Source organism: Scytonema sp. UIC 10036 (assembly GCF_009725235.1).
On record NZ_WJFC01000028.1, the window covers coordinates 75,286 to 94,476 of the forward strand.

Annotated in this window: 15 protein-coding genes and 2 pseudogenes; 9 read left to right on the forward strand and 8 right to left on the reverse strand. The window is 40.8% G+C overall.

Annotation, left to right across the window (positions count from 1 at the left end; genetic code table 11):
- Window positions 1-214 precede the first annotated feature (214 nt).
- From F7734_RS15705 to F7734_RS15715, 3 genes are read right to left on the reverse strand one after another with little or no spacing between them, the layout of a single operon-like run.
- A complete protein-coding gene (locus F7734_RS15705; RefSeq protein ID WP_243146905.1) occupies window positions 215-2,899 on the reverse strand; it encodes a CHAT domain-containing protein in 2,685 nt (894 codons plus the stop codon).
- Window positions 2,851-4,602, reverse strand: coding sequence for a ShlB/FhaC/HecB family hemolysin secretion/activation protein (locus F7734_RS15710; RefSeq protein WP_155745592.1), 1,752 nt, complete (start codon window positions 4,600-4,602; stop codon window positions 2,851-2,853). Before F7734_RS15710 ends, F7734_RS15705 begins: the two co-directional genes overlap by 49 nt.
- On the reverse strand, window positions 4,599-8,144 hold the full coding sequence (locus F7734_RS15715) for a filamentous hemagglutinin N-terminal domain-containing protein (RefSeq protein ID WP_166481931.1): 3,546 nt from the start codon (window positions 8,142-8,144) through the stop codon (window positions 4,599-4,601). The genes F7734_RS15710 and F7734_RS15715 overlap by 4 nt, the downstream gene beginning before the upstream one ends.
- A 384-nt stretch (window positions 8,145-8,528) precedes the next feature.
- Here F7734_RS15715 and F7734_RS15720 point away from each other — a divergent pair, with 384 nt between their 5' ends.
- The 6 genes and pseudogenes from F7734_RS15720 (at window position 8,529) to F7734_RS15750 (ending at window position 13,202) form a co-directional block, all read left to right on the forward strand.
- Window positions 8,529-9,269: a hypothetical protein gene (locus F7734_RS15720; RefSeq protein ID WP_155745594.1), complete on the forward strand. Its 741-nt coding sequence runs from the start codon at window positions 8,529-8,531 to the stop codon at window positions 9,267-9,269.
- 130 nt (window positions 9,270-9,399) lie between these two features.
- Window positions 9,400-10,794 (forward strand): DUF4231 domain-containing protein, encoded by a 1,395-nt coding sequence (locus F7734_RS62020; protein WP_207714109.1) that lies wholly within the window; start codon window positions 9,400-9,402, stop codon window positions 10,792-10,794.
- Window positions 10,795-10,914: 120 nt separating this feature from the next.
- Window positions 10,915-11,247, forward strand: coding sequence for a hypothetical protein (locus tag F7734_RS15735; protein WP_155745595.1), 333 nt, complete (start codon window positions 10,915-10,917; stop codon window positions 11,245-11,247).
- Between the two features lie 145 nt (window positions 11,248-11,392).
- The gene (locus F7734_RS15740; RefSeq protein WP_155745596.1) at window positions 11,393-12,739 is read left to right on the forward strand and encodes a hypothetical protein; all 1,347 of its coding nucleotides are present in this window, start codon (window positions 11,393-11,395) and stop codon (window positions 12,737-12,739) included.
- A 54-nt stretch (window positions 12,740-12,793) separates the two neighbouring features.
- A pseudogene (locus F7734_RS15745) lies at window positions 12,794-13,000 on the forward strand (hypothetical protein); the annotation flags it as partial.
- A 19-nt stretch (window positions 13,001-13,019) separates the two neighbouring features.
- Window positions 13,020-13,202 carry a hypothetical protein gene (locus tag F7734_RS15750; RefSeq protein ID WP_166481932.1) on the forward strand — a complete coding sequence of 61 codons (183 nt, stop codon included), beginning with the start codon at window positions 13,020-13,022 and terminating at the stop codon, window positions 13,200-13,202.
- A 47-nt stretch (window positions 13,203-13,249) separates the two neighbouring features.
- On the opposite strand, the gene F7734_RS15755 is transcribed toward F7734_RS15750, so the two are convergent.
- From F7734_RS15755 to F7734_RS15765, 3 genes and pseudogenes are all read right to left on the reverse strand, one after another.
- Window positions 13,250-13,567: a Txe/YoeB family addiction module toxin gene (locus F7734_RS15755; protein ID WP_155745597.1), complete on the reverse strand. Its 318-nt coding sequence runs from the start codon at window positions 13,565-13,567 to the stop codon at window positions 13,250-13,252.
- Window positions 13,539-13,844 (reverse strand): type II toxin-antitoxin system prevent-host-death family antitoxin, encoded by a 306-nt coding sequence (locus tag F7734_RS15760; protein WP_155745598.1) that lies wholly within the window; start codon window positions 13,842-13,844, stop codon window positions 13,539-13,541. Before F7734_RS15760 ends, F7734_RS15755 begins: the two co-directional genes overlap by 29 nt.
- Window positions 13,845-14,260: 416 nt before the next feature.
- Window positions 14,261-14,760 (reverse strand): annotated as a pseudogene (locus F7734_RS15765) (Uma2 family endonuclease).
- 164 nt (window positions 14,761-14,924) lie between these two features.
- Here F7734_RS15765 and F7734_RS15770 point away from each other — a divergent pair.
- The gene (locus F7734_RS15770; RefSeq protein ID WP_155745599.1) at window positions 14,925-15,158 is read left to right on the forward strand and encodes a hypothetical protein; all 234 of its coding nucleotides are present in this window, start codon (window positions 14,925-14,927) and stop codon (window positions 15,156-15,158) included.
- A 119-nt stretch (window positions 15,159-15,277) separates the two neighbouring features.
- A complete protein-coding gene (locus F7734_RS15775) occupies window positions 15,278-15,904 on the forward strand; it encodes a type I restriction enzyme HsdR N-terminal domain-containing protein (RefSeq protein WP_155745600.1) in 627 nt (208 codons plus the stop codon).
- A 120-nt stretch (window positions 15,905-16,024) separates the two neighbouring features.
- Here the strand turns inward: F7734_RS15775 and F7734_RS15780 are convergent, their stop codons facing one another.
- Window positions 16,025-16,486, reverse strand: coding sequence for a hypothetical protein (locus tag F7734_RS15780; RefSeq protein WP_155745601.1), 462 nt, complete (start codon window positions 16,484-16,486; stop codon window positions 16,025-16,027).
- A 306-nt stretch (window positions 16,487-16,792) separates the two neighbouring features.
- Between F7734_RS15780 and F7734_RS15785 the strand changes: the two genes are divergently transcribed.
- On the forward strand, window positions 16,793-17,734 hold the full coding sequence (locus F7734_RS15785; RefSeq protein WP_155745602.1) for an NAD(P)-dependent alcohol dehydrogenase: 942 nt from the start codon (window positions 16,793-16,795) through the stop codon (window positions 17,732-17,734).
- A 60-nt stretch (window positions 17,735-17,794) separates the two neighbouring features.
- On the opposite strand, the gene F7734_RS15790 is transcribed toward F7734_RS15785, so the two are convergent.
- Complete coding sequence (locus tag F7734_RS15790; RefSeq protein ID WP_155745603.1) at window positions 17,795-18,493, reverse strand: carbonic anhydrase; 699 nt, start codon at window positions 18,491-18,493, stop codon at window positions 17,795-17,797.
- Window positions 18,494-19,191: the final 698 nt, after the last annotated feature.

Here is a 19,191-nt window from a genome sequence, read left to right on the forward strand (position 1 = left end):
TTTGCGTCTTCCTACTTATTAATGTTCGTTTCCATAAATTGTTTGACATCAAGTTCTAAATCAAAACCACTGACTTTAGCCGATGGCGATCGCCTATATCACTGATGCTTAAGCGATACAGTAACAATAAACTAAATCACTATAACCTATGTTAATCATACTTAAAGAAAATGGCAATGCTAGAAATTTAATACATAGTATTGGCAAAGAGATATTAAAGCCAACTACCAACTAAAACGTAGGGAGCCCAATAACGAGGGTGGTCATATTTGGGGTTTTTGAGTAGAGATTGCTGTGCTAAACGCAAAGCTTCGGCTCGGCTGATGTTAGGTTGTCCTAAATGTTGATAAAATTCTTTCATGAAGGGAACGCTGGCTTCATCGTCTAGATCCCACAAACTGGCAAGAGCACTACTAGCCCCTGCTTGGACAATAGTTCCCGCAATACCCATAACTGCTTGGTCGTTACCTGTAGCTGTCTGGCAAGCACTGAGAATGAGTAAGTCTATTTTTTGCTTGCGATTTTGTTCTTGGCTACTAAACAATCGATCGAAATCATCTATCTTCAACTTGCCATCTGCTGTCACCACAAAAGTATTTTCTCGATTTTCACCAAATAGACCATGAGTGGCTAAATGTACTACTTCAAAATTAGAAGTATTCAGCTTTTTGTTAAAGTTCTTTGTAGTAAATTCTTGGTCAGCAATCCAATTTACTGCTAATCCCGTCTTTTTGATTTCCTTCACTTCGACTGAAACATTTGCTAATCGAGAAAAGCCGGACACTTCTTGATTCTGTGGAGGTTCAGTCAAGCTAGCGGCTAAAACTTTCATAGTTTCTCTGTGTAAAGGCTTTGGTTCGCGCACTTGTAACCCCAAAGCCAAGGAGACAGAATATTTTTCTACTAGATAGCGCTGACCATCATAGAGACTTGCCATCGGAATTTTTCTTAAAGAACCATCCAAAACAAAAATCAAATTCTTGATATTGCTCTCTTTTAGCTCTTTTTCTATTGGTTGGATCAACCAGTTATAAACTTGTTGACCATCCTCTTGTACTTCTTCATAACTACCCACTTCTTGCAGACTTTCGTATAGTCGGCTGACAACTTCCTGAATTTTCTGTTGACTTGGAGTCGCATAATGGCTAAGTTCTTTATTAGGTCGCTTGAGAATAACTTCTAAATGGTCATTCAAAATAATTGCATAAATAACAGCCGATGTTTGGTCTTGAGAATCAATCACCTTGTCAAGTTCTAATTTAGAATCTTGACAAGCTTGCTGCAAATAGTTTTGCAATTTCGCCACTTGCAGGGCTTCAATGACAGTACGAGCCTGTTTCAGATTCTCTTGACTGGGTGTTGATGATTGAAGTAACAAATCTACTAAACGACGATACACAGGTTCTACCGTTTCCCGAAAAGAAAACTGCACATTTTTCTTTGTAGCAATCAAATCGCTACGGATATTTTGTAAAGTATTAAATGCTTGGGTATAGGCAGCGATCGCTCCTGTAATATCTCCCGACTGCTCGCAATGGGGTTTACCTTGGCAGAGAATACGTCCCAATTGCCAATACCAACGATAGGCAATATCTGACGCTTGAATCGACTGCGATAAATCTAGCGCCTGTTTAGTCAAATCTTGGGCTATAGACCATTGTTGAGATAATTCATATAGGTGTCCAAGATTGCCTAAGACAAAAGACTCTGAACGTACATCTTGCAATTGTTGCGCTTGCTGACGTGCCACAGCTAGGATTTTAGCAATTGTTTCTGGGTTGGGATCGGGGAATTTCTGCCTCATTTCTAGAAGGCGTTGAGCCAAATTTACTTGGGCGTAAATAGCAGAACGTCCAAGGGGCAGGTTAGCAATTTGACTTTGAATTTCAGGATATAATGCTTGAGCTGCTGCCCATTGTTCCAACTCAATTAATAAGCGTAGACGGTTAAGTTGGGCTGGAATTTTGTTAATCGCAGTAGTTGATGAAATAGCTGCTTTTTCGTAATCAGCCAGAGCAGTCTTTTTTTGTTCTGTACTGCTACCGGGAACATAAGCGAGATTACCCAAACTCAGGTAAGCTGTAGCAATGGTTTCTGGCGATTGTAGTTTTTGGGCAATCTCTAGACTTTGTTGTAAATGTTTTTGTGCTTGCTGGAAATCACCAGCCAGCGCCAGCGCCTCACCTAAGTTGCGAAAACTAGCCGCCTTGGCGAGGTTGTCTGGTTGTTTTTGCAAATCATTTGTCAAATTCTGGAGTAGAGAAATTTCTCGGCGATAAAACCCTAAAGCCTGCAATGCTTGAGCTTGATTAATTTGGACGAGGATAGCTCTATTGCTATCTTTTAATTGTTGGTAGAGTGATGCGGCTGTTTCCCAAGATGACAAAGCGGCTTCGGCTTTACCCTTGGCTAGTTCCAAATTACCTTTGACATCCCAAACTTGCGCCCAAACTGGCAGGCGTTGTGATGATTTAGGAATCTTTTGTAAGATAGCGATCGCTTGCTCAATTGCCTGAGTTGCTTCATCAATGCGCCCTAATTGGTGCAAATTGAGAGCTAAATTACTCAGAATCACCGCCTTTTCTATTGGCTCGCCATTTGTTTGGTAAGCTTGCTGTAATAACTTTACTGCTTCTGCAAACCGCCCCGTCATATATAGATTTTTAGCTGCTTGCTCTGGAGAGGAAGAAGCAACCACCGATGTAGTCAAACCTTGAGTTTTTATATCACGAGCCACTACAGGCGAAACTAAGATACACAATAAAGTTGTCAGACAAGCCAAAACTCCATACCAGAATTTTTGACGTTGTTTCCCCGCCAATTTTTTCACTTTTACCATCCATCCCCGAACTAAAAAGGTGTATATATAACAGAGAAATACAAACCGTTTTCTTGCCATGTTTTATCCCTCTGAGAATCAACTGATGTAAGCGGAATACCCCAATCTAAACGAGCTGTAAAATTATTACCTTGTCGCCACAGCAACCCAAGCCCCGTACTGATTAAAGTGTTAGTATTGGAATTTGAGTTGCCATTATTCCAGCCTGTACCTATATCTACAAAAGGCGTGAGTTGTAAGACTCCTTGACCAAATCGCGCAATTGGTAAGCGAATTTCTGCGGTTGCTTGCACACCATTATCTGTTAACAATTGATCCTGACGGTATCCGCGCACAGTTGTTTGTCCACCGATACCAAATTGTTCCAGTCCTAACAGTCTTTTATTGGCTAACTGCATATCAGCTTGTAGCAGCACTAAGGTATCGGGCGCTAGTTGGCGCAACCATTGGGCTTGTCCCCGCCAGGTAAAAAAGTGGCTATCCGGTTCATCTTTATTGGTTGTCGCGCCCAAAACACCTAAGCCGAAACTGAATTGCGATCGCACTGCTATGACTTGTTGACTACTGCGTTGAGTCCATTCTTGAAAAAATCGGATTGCAGAAACCCTTGTCCTTCCCTTGTCATCAGCACCAACCGCTAGCGGAAACGCCCCGATGTCGTTAAAACCTAAAAATGTTTGACTTGCTTGATGACTGGCGGTAATTCCTACCGTGAAGTCTTGGGTGGGAGTTTGTCGCAAGGGTTGACGGAAGGTTAATTCGTAGTATCGAGACTGGGAATTGATATCCAAAGAGTTAAAAGGACGCTCTATAACATTACTATCAGTATTGCCATAGGTAAAAATCACCTTACCGTTGCGGGGATTGACTGGTAGGCTATAGCTAACATCAAAGCCATTACTACCATCAGTATTGCTGTAACCAACACTTAAACTATCTCCTAGCCCTAACAAATTGGCTTCGCTAACATTGATGCGTCGGCGAAAACTTCCCACACTCGGACTGCGTTGGTTATCTAAGACTAGTTGAGTACTAAAAGTATCGGCTTCAGTAACTTTAACTTCTAATATATTAGTACCGGGACGAATGCCAGCTTGTAAATCTGTAGATATGCTTTTAATTAAAGGATCTAGTTGCAATAGTTGGAGCCCTGCAAGTAGACGATCTCGCGATAGTGGTTTACCAGCTGCAATCGCCAAGCGATCGCTTACATAGTTGGGTTTGAGGCGGCGCGTACCTGTAACATCGATCTTTTCTAAACTTCCTTCTACCGCCTGCATTACCACTACCCCGCCTTTCACAGTTTGGGGAGGAATAATGACTCCAGAGGTCACATAGCCTCTATCTATATATAACTTCGTCAGTTGTGAACGCAGTTGCAGTAAATCATTAAAGGTAATTGGGCGTTTGAGATAAGCATCTGTCACACTCGCTAGTTCTTTGTCGCTAAAAACTGTGTTTCCTACAAACTCAAACCGCTCTACAATTAATGTTTCCGCTAACGTCTGAGGATTAACATCTGGTTGAGTTGGTGGCTGGGGTGTAATGGGTAGTAGTTGTTCTGGAGGCGGTAGTTCTGGTAGAGGTTGTGGTTGGGGTAATGGTTGTATTGAAGGCGGTTTTACCTCATTAGGAACCTCTTGAGCCGCCAAGGGTGGTGGATAAAAGCCGAGAATTAACCCTGTCAGCAGGAATAATATATAGACCTTAGTTGAATAGTCTGGGTATAGATTAGGCGATCGTTTACCCTGCAAGCAGTTCATCGTTTAACGTCCCCTTGCACAACACCACAAACCTGACTGGATAGCCCCGATTGTAGCTCAGTAGCTGTTGTAGGTTGAGCAGTGAAAACAATATCTCCATTTGCACTGCGTACCATACCCACCGCTTCTACTAAAGTATCGGTAGTATTTGATGATAATTGCTTTAAATTTCTCTCCGTCATATTTACTGAATTACTCCTATTTAGAAAAGTATTATTTACTACCCATTGTGGTAAAATAGTCCCCGACTTGAGAGTATCATCAGGACTGGGAGGGAGTCCACCACGTCCAGTAATGACAAACTCACTTTTTCCTTTAGCAACGTTACTGTTGCTACCGCAGCCTTGGGCAATTAATCTAGAGGTATCTACTAGATTTGTCGGTAATTGCACTAGTCCCTGAGTAGGGTCAATACTGAGAGTATTCAGTGATACCTCTCCATTTTTACCCACATCAGAACTGGCGCTGATGTCGCTGATGCCATTGTTGGTAAGCTTACTCAGTTGTTCTGAATTCAACTTTTCCCGGTTTTGAAATCCTAGAATGCGGTTGGCATTAATCTCAATCTTGCCACCCTTACCGCCAAAGGCATTGGCAATAATATCGCTATCTTCTAATGGCACTGCTACAACAAATCCATCCTTGGCATTTATAGTGATGCTACCGCCATTACCAGGATTATTTGTCGAACCTGCCGTAGCAGAAATTTTGCTTTGGCGACGGAGTAGCAAATTCTCTGTTGTCATGCCAATGTTGCCACCATCTCCTTGACCTTGATTCTGAACTTCTATTATTCCTCCATCAGCAGTCAAGAAGTTAGTGTCAATATTAATATTTCCACCTTTGCCTGTTGCAGTGCTTCTAACACTACTGGAAATTCGACCTTTTCGTTCTAGTAATACAGAGTCGGAAGCATTAATTGTGATGTTACCAGCATTACCTGTGCCTAGATTGCTTACAGAGATGCGAGCATCATCTGTGATAGAAAGAGTACGACTGTTCAGTTTAATATTTCCACTATTACCATCCGCCTTCTCTCTAACAACGCTGATAATTCGTCCTTGATTCTTTAACTCAATCTGTTGAGCTTCGACTTGGATATCGCCTGCATCACCTTTTCCATAAGTATCTGCCGACAAACGAGCATCATCGCTGATTATTAGCTTTTCTGTCTCGATTGTAATGTTTCCTTTGCCATTGGAAGAAAGCAATTTACCTTCTTGGCTAATTTGAGTGAAAATACCAGTCTGATTATCGTTTGTGTCCCCTAGTCTCGGATTGCCCTGAAGTGAGACACTATTTTTTGCCTTTATATGAACACTACCCACTTTCTCTCCTTCACCCACCAGACTAGAGTTAATCTGAGCGCCATTAGTCAGAGACAAGCTGCCTGTGGTGATATCAATATGGCCATTATTTCCCTGACTAGATATCTTGCTGCTGTCGAGAGATATTTGGTCACTAGCATTAATTTCAATATATCCTGCATCTCCCAAACCATTACTATTAGTATTTATTTTCGAGTTATCAATAATAAGGCTTTTAGGTTGATACTCAGTAACCCCAATAAATATCCATCCATTATTGCCTTCGCTCGATATCTTGCTGTTGTTGAGAATAGATATTTGATTTCTAGCATTAATTTCTATATTTCCTGCATATCCTTCCTTTTTATTAGTGCTATCTAATGTAGCACTATTTAAATGAACGGAACCTCCTGTAGAATTAATAGTTATATTATTATAATTCTCTTTTTGGTCGCTATTACTAGTGCTTTCTATCTTCTTAAAGAGACTGATATTGCCAGATGCTTGAATCCTGACATTTCCTGCAACTCCATTGTTGTTGCTTTGAGATTTAATATCCGCGTTTATATCAATTTTCCCTTGCTGACTGTTGAGGTAAATATCACCGCCATTTCCATTAAGACTTTCATTTACATTAGATAACAGATTGCCTTGAATCAAGATATTTTGATTGCTTAGCAGCTTAATACTACCGGCTTTTCTATCGCCTTCTACAGAATCATTAATACTAGTATCAATACCCCTATCAGTTGTAATATCACCCCGCGAATCAACAGAGACATCACCATAAGTAAGGATTTCTCCAGTTGTAATACCACCCGCCAATTCATTGGGATGGTACTGATTAGTTATAAGTATTCCTCCACTATTAGATTCAAAGCCGGAAGTATTATAAATACTACCTTTAATGCTAATATTTGCATTTGTTGGAGTATTTGTTGTCGTAGGATTTTGCGGATTGAATCCAATAGGTAGATTGGGTGTAAGGTTTGGAATGCCAATATAATTGGCTTCTACCCCTGCTCTAATGTCTAGCGTTGGTGTTTGGCTACCATCTATATCTATTGTTGTTCCATCCGACAGCGTGACGGCTTCTTGAAGAGAATTGTTTGTGCTGTCTGCGCCAGTGATTTCAACGTCACCAGCAATATTGACACTCCCACCCGCCAGAATGTGCAAAGATGCACCTTTATAGCTATTAAAACTCACATCGCCGATAGCACGAATTATTAGAGGATAAGAAGTCGTACTTTCACTATCATCGTCTGTCTCGTCACTATCATCGTCTGGCTCATTATCAAAATTCAGATTACCTAAATCGCCATTCAAATTTTCTATTCTAAAATTACCCCCAGCCCAAAAATGTGCATAGCCGCCAATGGGATTTTCAGACTTGAATACCATATTGCCACCAGAGTAAAAGCCACTCTCTGGGTGAGTTAAGGCAGAAATATCTACTTTACGATCGCCTTGAACCAGCAAATTCCCACCCGCCGCTGCAATGAAAGCATGACTTGTGCTATCTTCAACTTTTAAACTGTCCTGCGCTTGTAATGTTAAATTCCCACCAGCTTGCAGCGTTCCCTCTAAATCCAAATTCCCTGCATTCAGCGTCAAATCCTTTCCCGTTACCAACTCTCCTTCACTAGTAATACTTGCGGCGGGCTGTGAACCAAACTGCACACCCACGGGTACACTCATTGTTAACAGTGGCGGCACTTGGGGATTAGTAGCACTAAATTCACTACCATCAGGAAACACAAAACTGTTAGCTGTGGTAGCTAGGAATGAACCTTGAATATCTAACTGGGCATTTGGTCCAAAAATAATCCCCTTGGGATTGAGCAAAAATAAATTAGCTGCACCATTTACGCCCAAAGTCCCCAAAATCTCAGAATGGTTACTGCCCGTAATTCTACTAAAAATATTATCAACACCTGCAGGGTTGGCAAAATATACCCTCTGCCCATTGTTGACATTAAATTCTAAAAAACTGTGATATAGGTTGCTGCCTCTTTGGACGCCACCTTCAATTAAGTCAGCCTCATTTCCTTGAATGTTGACACCAGTCATCACACGGGAGTTTTGATTTCCCAAGGTGGTGTCAGGTGTAATTTGCGCTGGGCAAGGATTGCTGGCTAATATCGATACTACAGCTACAGCGAGCGGAATTATAGTTCCCTTTGCTAGGAGCAATCCAGGCTTGCTGTAAGCAAAGTTCTTACTGTTATTCACGGTGGGTTCAAATTTATATTGCTGAAAGATTAGGCATAAGTTATTACCCATTAAAATCGCTATATTATAATTTGTCAATAATTTACATAGTAATTCTTTTTGTTTAATGTATAGGTTTCGATCGTGTCTAAAGTTATATGTGATGATGAACTGATAATAAAAAAGTGTCAACTAACTGACATAAAGCTATAGATAGAGGTGTTTTGACGAATTTTGGATATGGATCTACTCATTCTCTGAAAAATCAGTTATTGTTAGTATCAAATGAGTTTAAAGTCAATTTAACTACATTTAGCTATGGATAATGTTGGTTGCAAATTGAATATTAAACAGAGGCTTACTACGGAAAATACTTAAATTTTTGCAAGTTCTACTCCGAAATAAATGGTAAATTTTTTCAGCCTAACTTTAAACCCCAAGCAAGCAGCAGTAGGAGTTACGGTATCTGAAACCGCCGAATTACCCCAGGCGCTAGCGCAATTAGGGCTAAGTAATTCCCGTCCTGTTTTAGTTATAGTAGGGGGCGCTAGTCAAATTAGCGAAGCAGACTTCTTACGTATCCAAAGCCTGTTCGTAGAAGTCTTAGCCCCAACTGCCCAACGCTTGGGGGCTTATGTGGTGGATGGTGGTACTGATGCGGGAGTGATGCGATTGATAGGCAAAGCCCGGAGCCAAATCAATGGCGAGTTTCCACTAATTGGTGTAGCACCTACAGGGAAGGTAATTTTACCTGAACAAACAACTGTCTTAAGTGAGGATGCCACACCCCTAGAGCCGCATCATACTCATTTTGTCTTAGTTCCTGGCAATAATTGGGGTGATGAATCTCCCTGGATAGTACAAGTAGCAACTGTGTTAGCTAATGGCGCACCCTCAATTACTGTCCTCGTTAATGGTGGCGAGATTACTTTTATTGATGCGTTAAATAGCGTTATTGCTGGACGGTTAGTGATGGTAATTGCTGGTAGCGGGAGAACAGCAGACAAGCTAGCTTCTGCTTTGCATAGGAATGCTATTGATGAACGAGCTAAACAATTAGCTGCATCAGGACGTTTACAAACAATTGCCTTAGAAGCAGCAAAGGAAGATTTAATCAATACATTTACGAGCTTACTGTTAACTTAGGACTTAAAGATGGCAAAAAAAGATCCGTATCGGAAATTTTTAAAGTAAGAGCGCTAAGTGAGGAAACTACTGATGTAAGAAGCAATATCTTTATGTAAGTATAGCTAGAAGGTTTTGAGAATTTTAAACTATGGCTAAGAAAAACGACTATAGTCAATACCTTAAACAGACTTTCTATGGACTGATTGACCAACTGGACTTGTCAGACTTGCGAAAAGAATTTCTGAAAAATCGCTGGCTCGACCAAGTCATGTGGCTGGAGAGACGAGCCACCAAAGAACGCAATGCTCATCACAACCTCAGAATGATTACTATCGTTGGCGGGGTAATTGTCCCGGCACTCATTGGTTTTCAGAAGGGGGACCAGAAGTGGCAGGAAATAATTGGCTGGACTGCTTTCGGTTTAAGTCAGGTAGTAGCCGTTTCTGCTGCAATTGAAGAGTTTTTTGGTCATGGTGACAAATACCGCAACTATCGTAATACTGCCGAAGGCTTGAAAATTGAGGGGTGGCAGTTTTTTCAAATGGCTGGACCCTATCGTCAATTTCATACCCACTCCGAGGCCTACACCATTTTTGCTGAACGTGTCGAACAGTACATTCAACAAGACTTACAGGGTTTTATTGCCCAGTTAACAGAACGACAAGAAGCAAGCAATAAGGAGGCACAAGAAACAGTCACAAAGAACGCCGAACTTGCCCTAGAAAAGCTCAACGAGCAGTTGCAGTTAAAGGCACAGTATGAAGCCCAGCTTAAGGAACTAGAAGCTGAAAAGCAGCGCTTCCAAGCCGAAAAGCAGCAGTTGGAACAAGAGCACGATGGCGACAAACCAGCACTTCCCGCAGGTCAAGTGGGTTCAGATAAACAACCTGACTTAAGTGTTGTTGGTAATTTATGGAAAGAGGACGAAGAGGATCGTGACAGCACCAGCCTCAACGCTAATTCGGTAGAGTATCTCAGTGCTAACGAGATTCTGGCTAAAATTAAGCGCAATCCTATCAACAAGAACGGTACCGCAGCAAACGAGATCACCGCAACTAAACAAGTCTCCACAAGTCTGCCTATGTGTGGAGTTGAGCTGATTAAAAAGTTTGAAGGTTGCTATCTTAAAGCTTACCCCGATCCTTTAACTGGAGGGAAACCAATCACAATTGGCTGGGGTTCGACCAGGAAACGTGACGGTAGTCCGTGGTACCTTGGAGAAAGTATTTCCCAACAAGAAGCTGATGAGCTATTGATTTATCAGTTGGAAACAAGCTACTTACCCGATTTAATGAAAATACCTTGCTGGAGCGAACTCAACCCTAACCAACAAGGTGCCTTACTCAGCTTTGGCTACAACTTGGGGAGTAAATTTTACGGTGCCTCTAATTTTGAGTCAATGACTAGAGTCATAAAGAATCGTGATTGGGCTAATATCCGCGAAACTTTTCTCAAGTATCGCAATCCTGGCTCAAATGTTGAGCAAGGACTTAGGAGACGAAGAGAAGCTGAAGCTGAACTATTCCTCAAACCCTACTCCTAATGGTTTAGCATTTAAAGTTTGAGGAATTAAGTTAGCTTAAATCCCTGCAAACACGCTTTGAACCACAATCAATTTGCTTTAATAGACAAAAAATCAGGGTAATCGCCACAGGAGACAATTATGATTCGTAACAACAAAAAGTATTCGGTCAACGTAGACAAAAGAGGATCGGAGGTTGCAATTAACATTTCTGTAGAAATAGAAATGAGTGCTGAGCTAATCGATCTAGTGTTGCGTGACCTAAGAAGCGATGCCAGAGATTTTAATGAAGCCCGCATTCTGGCTGAGATTATCCGCGACCCTATAATTATCTATAGTCTCTGCCAACGCATAGAACAGGTTAAAAATCAAGATATTAAATATCAAAAGATGGAGCATGAAGACCTGAGCCATCAACAGCCAGTACCAACGTGGGGATTGAACACAGCAAGCTATAATTCAAACCACTCATAGCTGGACTTTGTAAAAGCGGATGCAAGTGTTGTGTGTTTAAGCTTCTGGCGATTATTGAAAAGTAAAGATCCACGCCGTTTTTAGTATCACAAAATTTTGCCGTCCCTTACTTATTTATGAATAGTTACAAGTAAATATCGCAAAAATGGCTAATACTGCATCTATTGAAGAAAAATATACAGAACTGTGGCAAGGCTGCAAGGTGCAATCAAATCTCTTGCCAGAGTTAGAAAACATTGCTGAGAAGCTGTATTACGATCGCGGCTTTTACGAGAAAATCGAGTGGTACTATCCCAATTTACCTTGGTATTGGGCAGGAATCTTACACGCTAAGGCAGATTTTCAGGGTTCTACGCAATTTTTCGATCAAATCACGCACAAGCTGAGGAAGATTCAGGGCGAACAGATACCAGCAAAGCTCTGTGCTCGCTTACTCGCCTTCGATGCATGCAACGACTTCCAGGGCAAAGATAGCCAGGGAATTACACCGTTTGTTTGGGCTGGGACTAATCACACCAAGACGATTGATTCGGTTCCTGGTTGTGGGGCAATTTTGTACTTTCTGCAAGCGATAGGATTCAAAGATGACCAGATCGAGCAGGGGTGGTTTAATCTCAAAGTGACTTCTGACACGGTGTTTAAAAGCTGTTCATTACCCTCCAACAAGGTCGAGGCATCGGAAAAAATCACTGTTAAAGTGGGGCAACAGTTGGAAATTATTGAAGTGGCGATCGCAGACGCTCAGCATCTGAGAGTCATGCTCAAGACTCCATTTCAGAATCGACGTATTTGGTTTATCTATGGTGGGCATATCCAGATTGACGGCTGCAAAATCGCAGCAGTCACGACCAAGCCTAAAACTTTAGAAGAGAAAATCATTGCCTATTGCGAGAAGAAGGGCTACAAAATTGGCAAAGAACCTGGATACAAGAATATTATTTACATCGAAGGCATGAACCCGGACGGAACGCTCAACAACAACGCCCTCAATGTCTGGAACGACCTCCGTATCGTGATTGAGTTTAAAGACGGCAAGCCTAAAATGATTGGCTGTTGGGAAGCCACAACAAACCCAGGTAAGTACTATACGTACAATCCCATGAACCCCAAAGGTGCGGCGATTATCGCCTTCGGGCAATACACCGCATGGCAGGTAGGAATTCACACACCAGGTGGTGGACATGAAGCTCTTGTGCAAACTGGTGGTCAGGTCACCGTCCATCGTGATGCAAATCGGTCGGGCACGCGTGATGCAGGTGACACCATTGACTCAGGTATGTTCGGCATTAACCAACATTGGGGCGGTGATAACCCTAAGTCCGATGTAGGAAGATGGAGCGCTGGCTGTCAAGTAGGTAGGACAAGACAGGGACATCGCGAGTTTATGGCTATCATTAAGTCAGACCCACGCTACCAAGCTAACCGCAGCTTTGTCTTCACTAGTACTATTATTGATGGCAAAGACCTCCTAGCACAGTTCCCTGCAAGTTGATGTTCTCCTAACGATCTGAATCTAAAATCCAAAATCTCTTAATGGAAAATTGGTATAGCGCAATACCAGTAACATGTTGGAGGAAGCCTTCCTCAAGACACACCCACCTATGTGACTCGCCAAGCAGACCAAGAAATTTACGAAAGTTTGAAGGCGGGAGAATTTTGTTACGTACTTAACTCCCGACAAATGGGCAAATCCAGCTTGCGAGTCAGGGTGATGGAGCGATTACACAAAGAAGGCATTGCCTGTGCTGCCATTGTAAGCTAGTAGTGTAGAGGTGAGGAGTATCAGTTTCAGTCCGGATGGCAAAACTTTAGCGTCTGCTAGTGATGACAAAACCATCAAACTCTGGAATTTGACTGCAAACAAAGCGCTCGCCACCCTTACTGATAGTAATTCTGTCATAGCGTTATGTCGGGGTGATGGCTCAATTTCAGGTGTTAAGGTGAACTCGTATTAACCAAATTTGTGGCTCGGCGCTGTGAGAGCATTTCTCGCCTAAGTACATCATTTGTAGTGATACCGACAAGCTAGAAAATCAATGTGGGTGTTTCCTACCCGATAGACAAGCCTATGCTCTAAATCTATTCGGCGCGACCAAATATCTGCATCCATATACTTCAATGGTTCTGGGTTACCGATACCGTCGAAGGGATCTTGCATGACTGCTGTAACCAAATCCAAAATTTTTGAAGCTTTCTCAAAATCTTGCTTAAACCACCAAGCTAAATCTTCTTTAAAGATAGAACTAAAACCAGGAGTGCGATTCACTACAACTGGCTTAATTTCATCAGTTTCAACTTTCTTTTTCTTCTTCTTGCTCAATCCCCAACTCCTGGCGAAGTTCTGCGATAGTTTGAGGTTGAATTTTTCCGGTTTTTGACTCTTCTATAGCATCCAGCAGGCGACTTGCATTCGCAGGCGATCGCAAAAGATAAACTGTTTCAACCAAACTCACTAAATCGGACTCAGAAATCAAGGCTACATTTTCGCCATCACGACGATTGATGATGTACACTTGATGATTTTCTACTACCAGGTCTAGGAGCTTAAAAAAGTCATTTCTGGCATCAGTTGGGGATGTAATTTTGTAGGATAGCATCCTTTTATGTACAAACTTCTGTACATATATTCTAAATTGTCAATCATATTAGTGACAACTTTCCAAAAAAGAATCTTTCATTGGTGGAAGATTTAAAATTGGAGATGTAGCAAAACCTGCTAAGTAAAAACACACAATTTTTAGACCCACACTTCCTCTTTCCTCTGCGTACTCTGTGCCTCTGTGGTTAAATAAATTACTTTTTAACCGCAGAGACGCAGAGAGCACAGAGAGAAGAGTAGAGGTGCGATAAGCGAAGCTTAACGGCGATACTGCCGTATCGCAAGACTTAGAATGATATGAGCGAGCTAACCACAAAATTTTGGTTTACCAAGAAGGTACAAGTTCAAGAATTGTGAGCGTCATCTTAAAAAACTGAACTAGAAGCTAGAGTCAAGCAAGTAGTAACCCAGTACTCACGCCACGTTAAGATTTAACTCAAATCCAGGTAACACATCTTCTCCTGAAAGCAGCGTTGGCGATCGCAACATCTCTACAGATTTTCCTGCACGGTATACTTCTACTTGTTGCTGTTGCGGATTAATCAGCCAGCCTAGCTGTACTCCATTGTCCATATATTCCTGCATCTTGGTTTGCAGTGTTTCCAACACATCACTGCTTGAGGGCAATTCCACCACAAAATCTGGTGCTATGGGCGAGAATTCGTAACGTTGCTGTTCTTCCGAAAGACTATTCCATCGCTCATTTTTAATCCATGCAGCATCAGGAGAGCGAATCGCGCCATTAGGTAAGGTGTCAGTCCAGAGTTTTGTCTTCCCTTACTTGAGTAAGTGGGCGACATGGCAATGACTTCTCCTGTAGCAGTTAACTCCAAGCGCAAGTCTTGATTGGCTTGGCAAATTTCCCAAAATTTTTCATGGGTAATGCGAGGAATTTTGAGTGCTAGAGTAGCCATAGTTCTTATCTTCCTCTGTATGCCTTAGCTGTAGGAGTGGTGTAGGAATATTTTTAGCATAGCTTGCTAAACGTTATAATTTTTAGAGTGGTATCTTGGCGATCGCATAGTCATACAATTGGTAAAAACGTTATCTTAATTACAGATCGCGAATCATAAAAACTATGTTGCATTCAGTAGAAGGAATTTACCGCAACGGTAAGATTGAGTTACCAGAGATTCCAGAAGGTATAGAGGAAGTACGAGTTATTGTCACTTTTCTTCCAACTCCTCTGAGCGCTGTAGACTTACAAGTTCGCAGGATCGATCTAGAGCAAGCAGCAAACCTACGTGCTCGACTGCAAAGTTTTTTAGAGGATTGGGAACGATCTGACATGGATGCCTATGATACCCTATAACCGTGGAAAAATTGCGTCTTTCTTTGCGCCTTTGCGACTTTGCGTAAGTTTTAATAATAATTATTCAACAAGGCATGATATAACTCTTCTACAATAATGAACAAGATTCATCACAAAATATGGTTCAAATTATCCAAGGCAAAGAAGTTACCCTAGTCGATCTCGTAGAGAAATTTAATTTACAACGTTCACAAGATAAACAATTCTTCCGAGAGTGGCAAGATAATCTACCAGAATTAAGCGAAGCCGACAAGCAAACCCTAATTGAAGTCAAAGCAGAATATCTTCATCTTTCCCAATACACCATTTTAGAACCTGTTGTCAAAATGGTGGTATTATCACCACTCTTGCGTCTTGCAGGTTTTTACAATCCTCCTTTCTACATTGCTTCAGAGAGAGAAGTTGAAATCTCTTCAGAAGACGAAGAAACAATTATCAGAGGACGTATCGATATTTTAGTTTTTCAACCTCCATTCTGGGTTCTTGTTATCGAAGCAAAACGAGCAGAATATTCCTTAGTTCCAGCAATTCCGCAAGCATTGGCTTATATGCTAACTAATTTAACCTCAGAAAGACCTGCTTTTGGATTTGTAACAAATGGCAGTGAGTTTAGATTTATTAAACTTGTGCAAGCACAAACCCCTCAATATGCTCTATCCGATTTGTTTGCCTTAGATAGCCGTGATGATATAGATAACGTCGTAAAAATCTTAAAGCGGTTAGCTCAACTTGTCTCTCAAAGATAAATTTTAAAATATCATAGCTTATTCTACCCTGCTGAAGTACAAATTTATCAGCGTGCATCTGCGTTCATCTGCGGTTAAATCACGCTCCTGTTAATTGTGCTGACTCACTTACACGAAAACCTACTCTTGATATCTAGTCAAAGTTACAGTACTAGAACGAGGTTTTGTCACTTTCGCGTCAGGGTGTACATGAATCTTAATAGTGATAGATGAAAGTTGAGGGTACTTAACAAGTAACATTTTAGCGAGTTCTTTGTTAATAATTTCCCAATAATCTGTTTCATTAGGATATTGTACTAAAAACTGTTTTATGTCTTCCTCCAATTTGAGAAAATCTGGATACTGACCATTCGATATCCCCTTAACATATTGATAGCGAACATTAACATTTATATCATGAACAAATCCATGATGCAAAATTCTATAATTTTCTAACTGAAAGTCAAAATCCTCTGTCATCTCTCTAAGGTTAGCATTCACTTCTACCTTTGGTTGATATTTATCTCTCTGTAAATATTCTTTTGTAAAATTAGAAAAAATTATAATGTTGGTTAAAAAACTAATTACTCCAAAATCTAACATTTTTCTTCTTCCCAAAGTAGTAATAAATATTTTACATTCGATTTATAAAGATAAAAATTGTGCAAGATATAGATTTTGAAATTTGGATTGGCACTAATAGCCTCACCAACAAAGCATTTCAGCCGTGTAAGCAATACATGACATATCATGTATAACAGCAGATGAATGTGTTTTTTACTATATAAATTTTATTATAATTATCTATATATTGAAATAAAATCAATACGCGTTTATTAAAAAATGTAGGCTCTGAAAAGAATTTCGTACAGCTTCTAAATTTAACAATACTTTGGATAGAGGTATCTCATGAAAGCAGCAGTTATCCGCCAATACGGTTCTCCTGAGGTTTTACAGTATGAAGAAGTGGAACCACCAAAGATTCAACCTAATGAATTGCTCGTTAAAGTCCGCGCCTCTTGCGTCAATCCCGTTGATTGGAAAATCCGCCAGGGTATGTTGAAATTTGTCACGGGAAATAACTTCCCCATGATTTTGGGATTTGATTTGTCAGGAGATGTTGTAGAAGTTGGTTCCCAAGTTAAACTTTTCAAGCCGGGAGATGCAATTTACGGAAATGTGGGGTTAAAAGGAGGGGCTTATGCCGAATTTACAGCCGTTCCTGAAACCAGTGCTGCACTCAAACCAACAAATATGACTTATGAGGAAGCTGCTTCGGTACCTGTCGCAGGACTGACGGCTTTGCAATCATTACGAGACTTAGGCAATATCCAACCAGGACACACTGTTCTCATTAATGGTGCTTCTGGTGGTGTCGGAACCTATGCAGTACAAATTGCCAAAGCTTTCGGTGCAGAAGTTACAGGTGTTTGCAGCACAAAAAACGTGGATTTGGTAAAGTCTTTAGGAGCAGACCGAATTATTGACTATACGCAACAAGATTTTACCCAAGATACCATACAGTATGATATGATTTTAGACTCTGTTGCCAAGCGGTCATTTTCTAGCTGTCAAAAAGTTCTCAAACCTAATGGAACTTATGTAACTACACTTCCTAGCTTTGAGAGCGTAGTACAAAATATCTTGACTGCAATCCTTCCCGGTCAAAAAGCTAGGAATGTTTTGGCAATACCCAGAACTCAAGATTTAGCTTACCTGAAAGAATTGAGCGAGGCGGGTAAACTGAGAACTGTTATTGACCGCACGTATCCCTTACAAGAGATAGTCGCTGCTCATACATATAGTGAAAGCGAACGCGTTGTAGGCAAAATTGCCATTGCGATCGCATAGACAAAGGAACCAGAGGAATTTTGATACCAACAACGCGCTCTATTTTGATTTCATCAAATGCTAACTCAGTATAGTGACCCGACCAGTATCTAGATCGTAATAGCCACCAATGATGATGAGTTTTTTATCGGTCACTAATTGCGAGAGAAGTGAAGATGTTTTCAACTTTTCTATTTGCGTCATGATGTTGGCTTTACAGGCGTTTTCTAAGCGATCGCCCGGTTGATTTTTGGATGATTCTATGCCCGGTTTGATAGCAGCCAGTAAGGTAGCAATTTGACCGGGAACTTGAGCACCTTTGATTGTGGCTTCTACCGCACCACATCTTTTATGCCCCAGCACCATAATAACTTTTGAACCTAATACTACACTGCCAAATTCCAGACTGCCGGTTTCTTCTGGCGTAGCAATATTACCAGCTACGCGACATACAAATAAATCCCCAAACCCTTGGTCAAAGATAATCTCGGAAGGAACCCGTGAATCTGCACAACCAAGAATAGAAGCAAAGGGTTTCTGAGCTTTGGCAACTTCTTCCAGACGTGTAAGAGTTTGATTGGGGTTTTTCCGTTTTCTGTTGACAAATCGGTCATTCCCTTCTATTAGTAGTTGCAGCGCTTGCTCGGGACTCGCATCATCTTTGGCAACTGCTTTTTGCGGAAACACTAACTCAGAGCCTACTCCTGCTGTTACTATTCCCGTACCTACTGCGCCTGCACCTAACTTTAGTAAATTTCTTCTAGAAAACATTCTGTTCATTGTATCCCCTCTACACACTAATTGGCCGATCTCAAAAAAATTGCAGCAAAACAAGGCGTAGTTGTAAATATACAACCGTCCCTTTCAGGCAATGTAAGTCTGGAACCTAAAACAAGTCAATTTTTGCTTAATCTATGTAAGAAATAGATTAGCCTTTATATGTCTCAAAAGATAATATGTTTGCTTAATAATTAAATAATCGTTACTCTATTAATTTCTTATGTTTTTTTTCTCTAATGGTATATATTAGTTTAAGTCTATAATTATATTCCAATCAAAGTGATAATTATTATAATATTAATTTCCTGTAGATAAATATTTGTTAAGAAAATGTTTGAAAAGTGGTGGGTGAGGTATGCAAAAGTATAGTTTGCGACACTCCGGCTCATGAAACCCAATTGAGATCGTTAACACCTTCTTAATTACCACTTTCTCAAACCGTATCTGTACGCACAGACAGATCGCTATTAAATAAATAGAGAGGGGCTTGTATTTTTTCACGGAAAATAATAAAATAAGAAAAAGTAATAGGGTATACAGAAACTCTACATTTAACATACTTGACTCTCATTTGAGTACAAGTAAGTTCCTATTAATTTATGCAAATTAATCTTGCCTCAAAGCAATGTAAGCCTACAGGTAAGAAGATTTATATCGAGTACAGAAATACTTATTCCCCTCCCCCATAAATACTAGTC

Excerpts from the sequence above, each read along its gene's own strand:
- F7734_RS15705 (WP_243146905.1), bottom strand. The coding sequence starts at position 2,899 with ATGGCAAGAAAACGGTTTGTATTTCTCTGTTATATATACACCTTTTTA.
- F7734_RS15710 (WP_155745592.1), bottom strand. The coding sequence starts at position 4,602 with ATGAACTGCTTGCAGGGTAAACGATCGCCTAATCTATACCCAGACTAT.
- F7734_RS15720 (WP_155745594.1), top strand. The coding sequence starts at position 8,529 with ATGGTAAATTTTTTCAGCCTAACTTTAAACCCCAAGCAAGCAGCAGTA.
- F7734_RS62020 (WP_207714109.1), top strand. The coding sequence starts at position 9,400 with ATGGCTAAGAAAAACGACTATAGTCAATACCTTAAACAGACTTTCTAT.
- F7734_RS15735 (WP_155745595.1), top strand. The coding sequence starts at position 10,915 with ATGATTCGTAACAACAAAAAGTATTCGGTCAACGTAGACAAAAGAGGA.
- F7734_RS15740 (WP_155745596.1), top strand. The coding sequence starts at position 11,393 with ATGGCTAATACTGCATCTATTGAAGAAAAATATACAGAACTGTGGCAA.
- F7734_RS15760 (WP_155745598.1), bottom strand. The coding sequence starts at position 13,844 with ATGCTATCCTACAAAATTACATCCCCAACTGATGCCAGAAATGACTTT.
- F7734_RS15770 (WP_155745599.1), top strand. The coding sequence starts at position 14,925 with ATGTTGCATTCAGTAGAAGGAATTTACCGCAACGGTAAGATTGAGTTA.
- F7734_RS15775 (WP_155745600.1), top strand. The coding sequence starts at position 15,278 with ATGGTTCAAATTATCCAAGGCAAAGAAGTTACCCTAGTCGATCTCGTA.
- F7734_RS15780 (WP_155745601.1), bottom strand. The coding sequence starts at position 16,486 with ATGTTAGATTTTGGAGTAATTAGTTTTTTAACCAACATTATAATTTTT.
- F7734_RS15785 (WP_155745602.1), top strand. The coding sequence starts at position 16,793 with ATGAAAGCAGCAGTTATCCGCCAATACGGTTCTCCTGAGGTTTTACAG.
- F7734_RS15790 (WP_155745603.1), bottom strand. The coding sequence starts at position 18,493 with ATGAACAGAATGTTTTCTAGAAGAAATTTACTAAAGTTAGGTGCAGGC.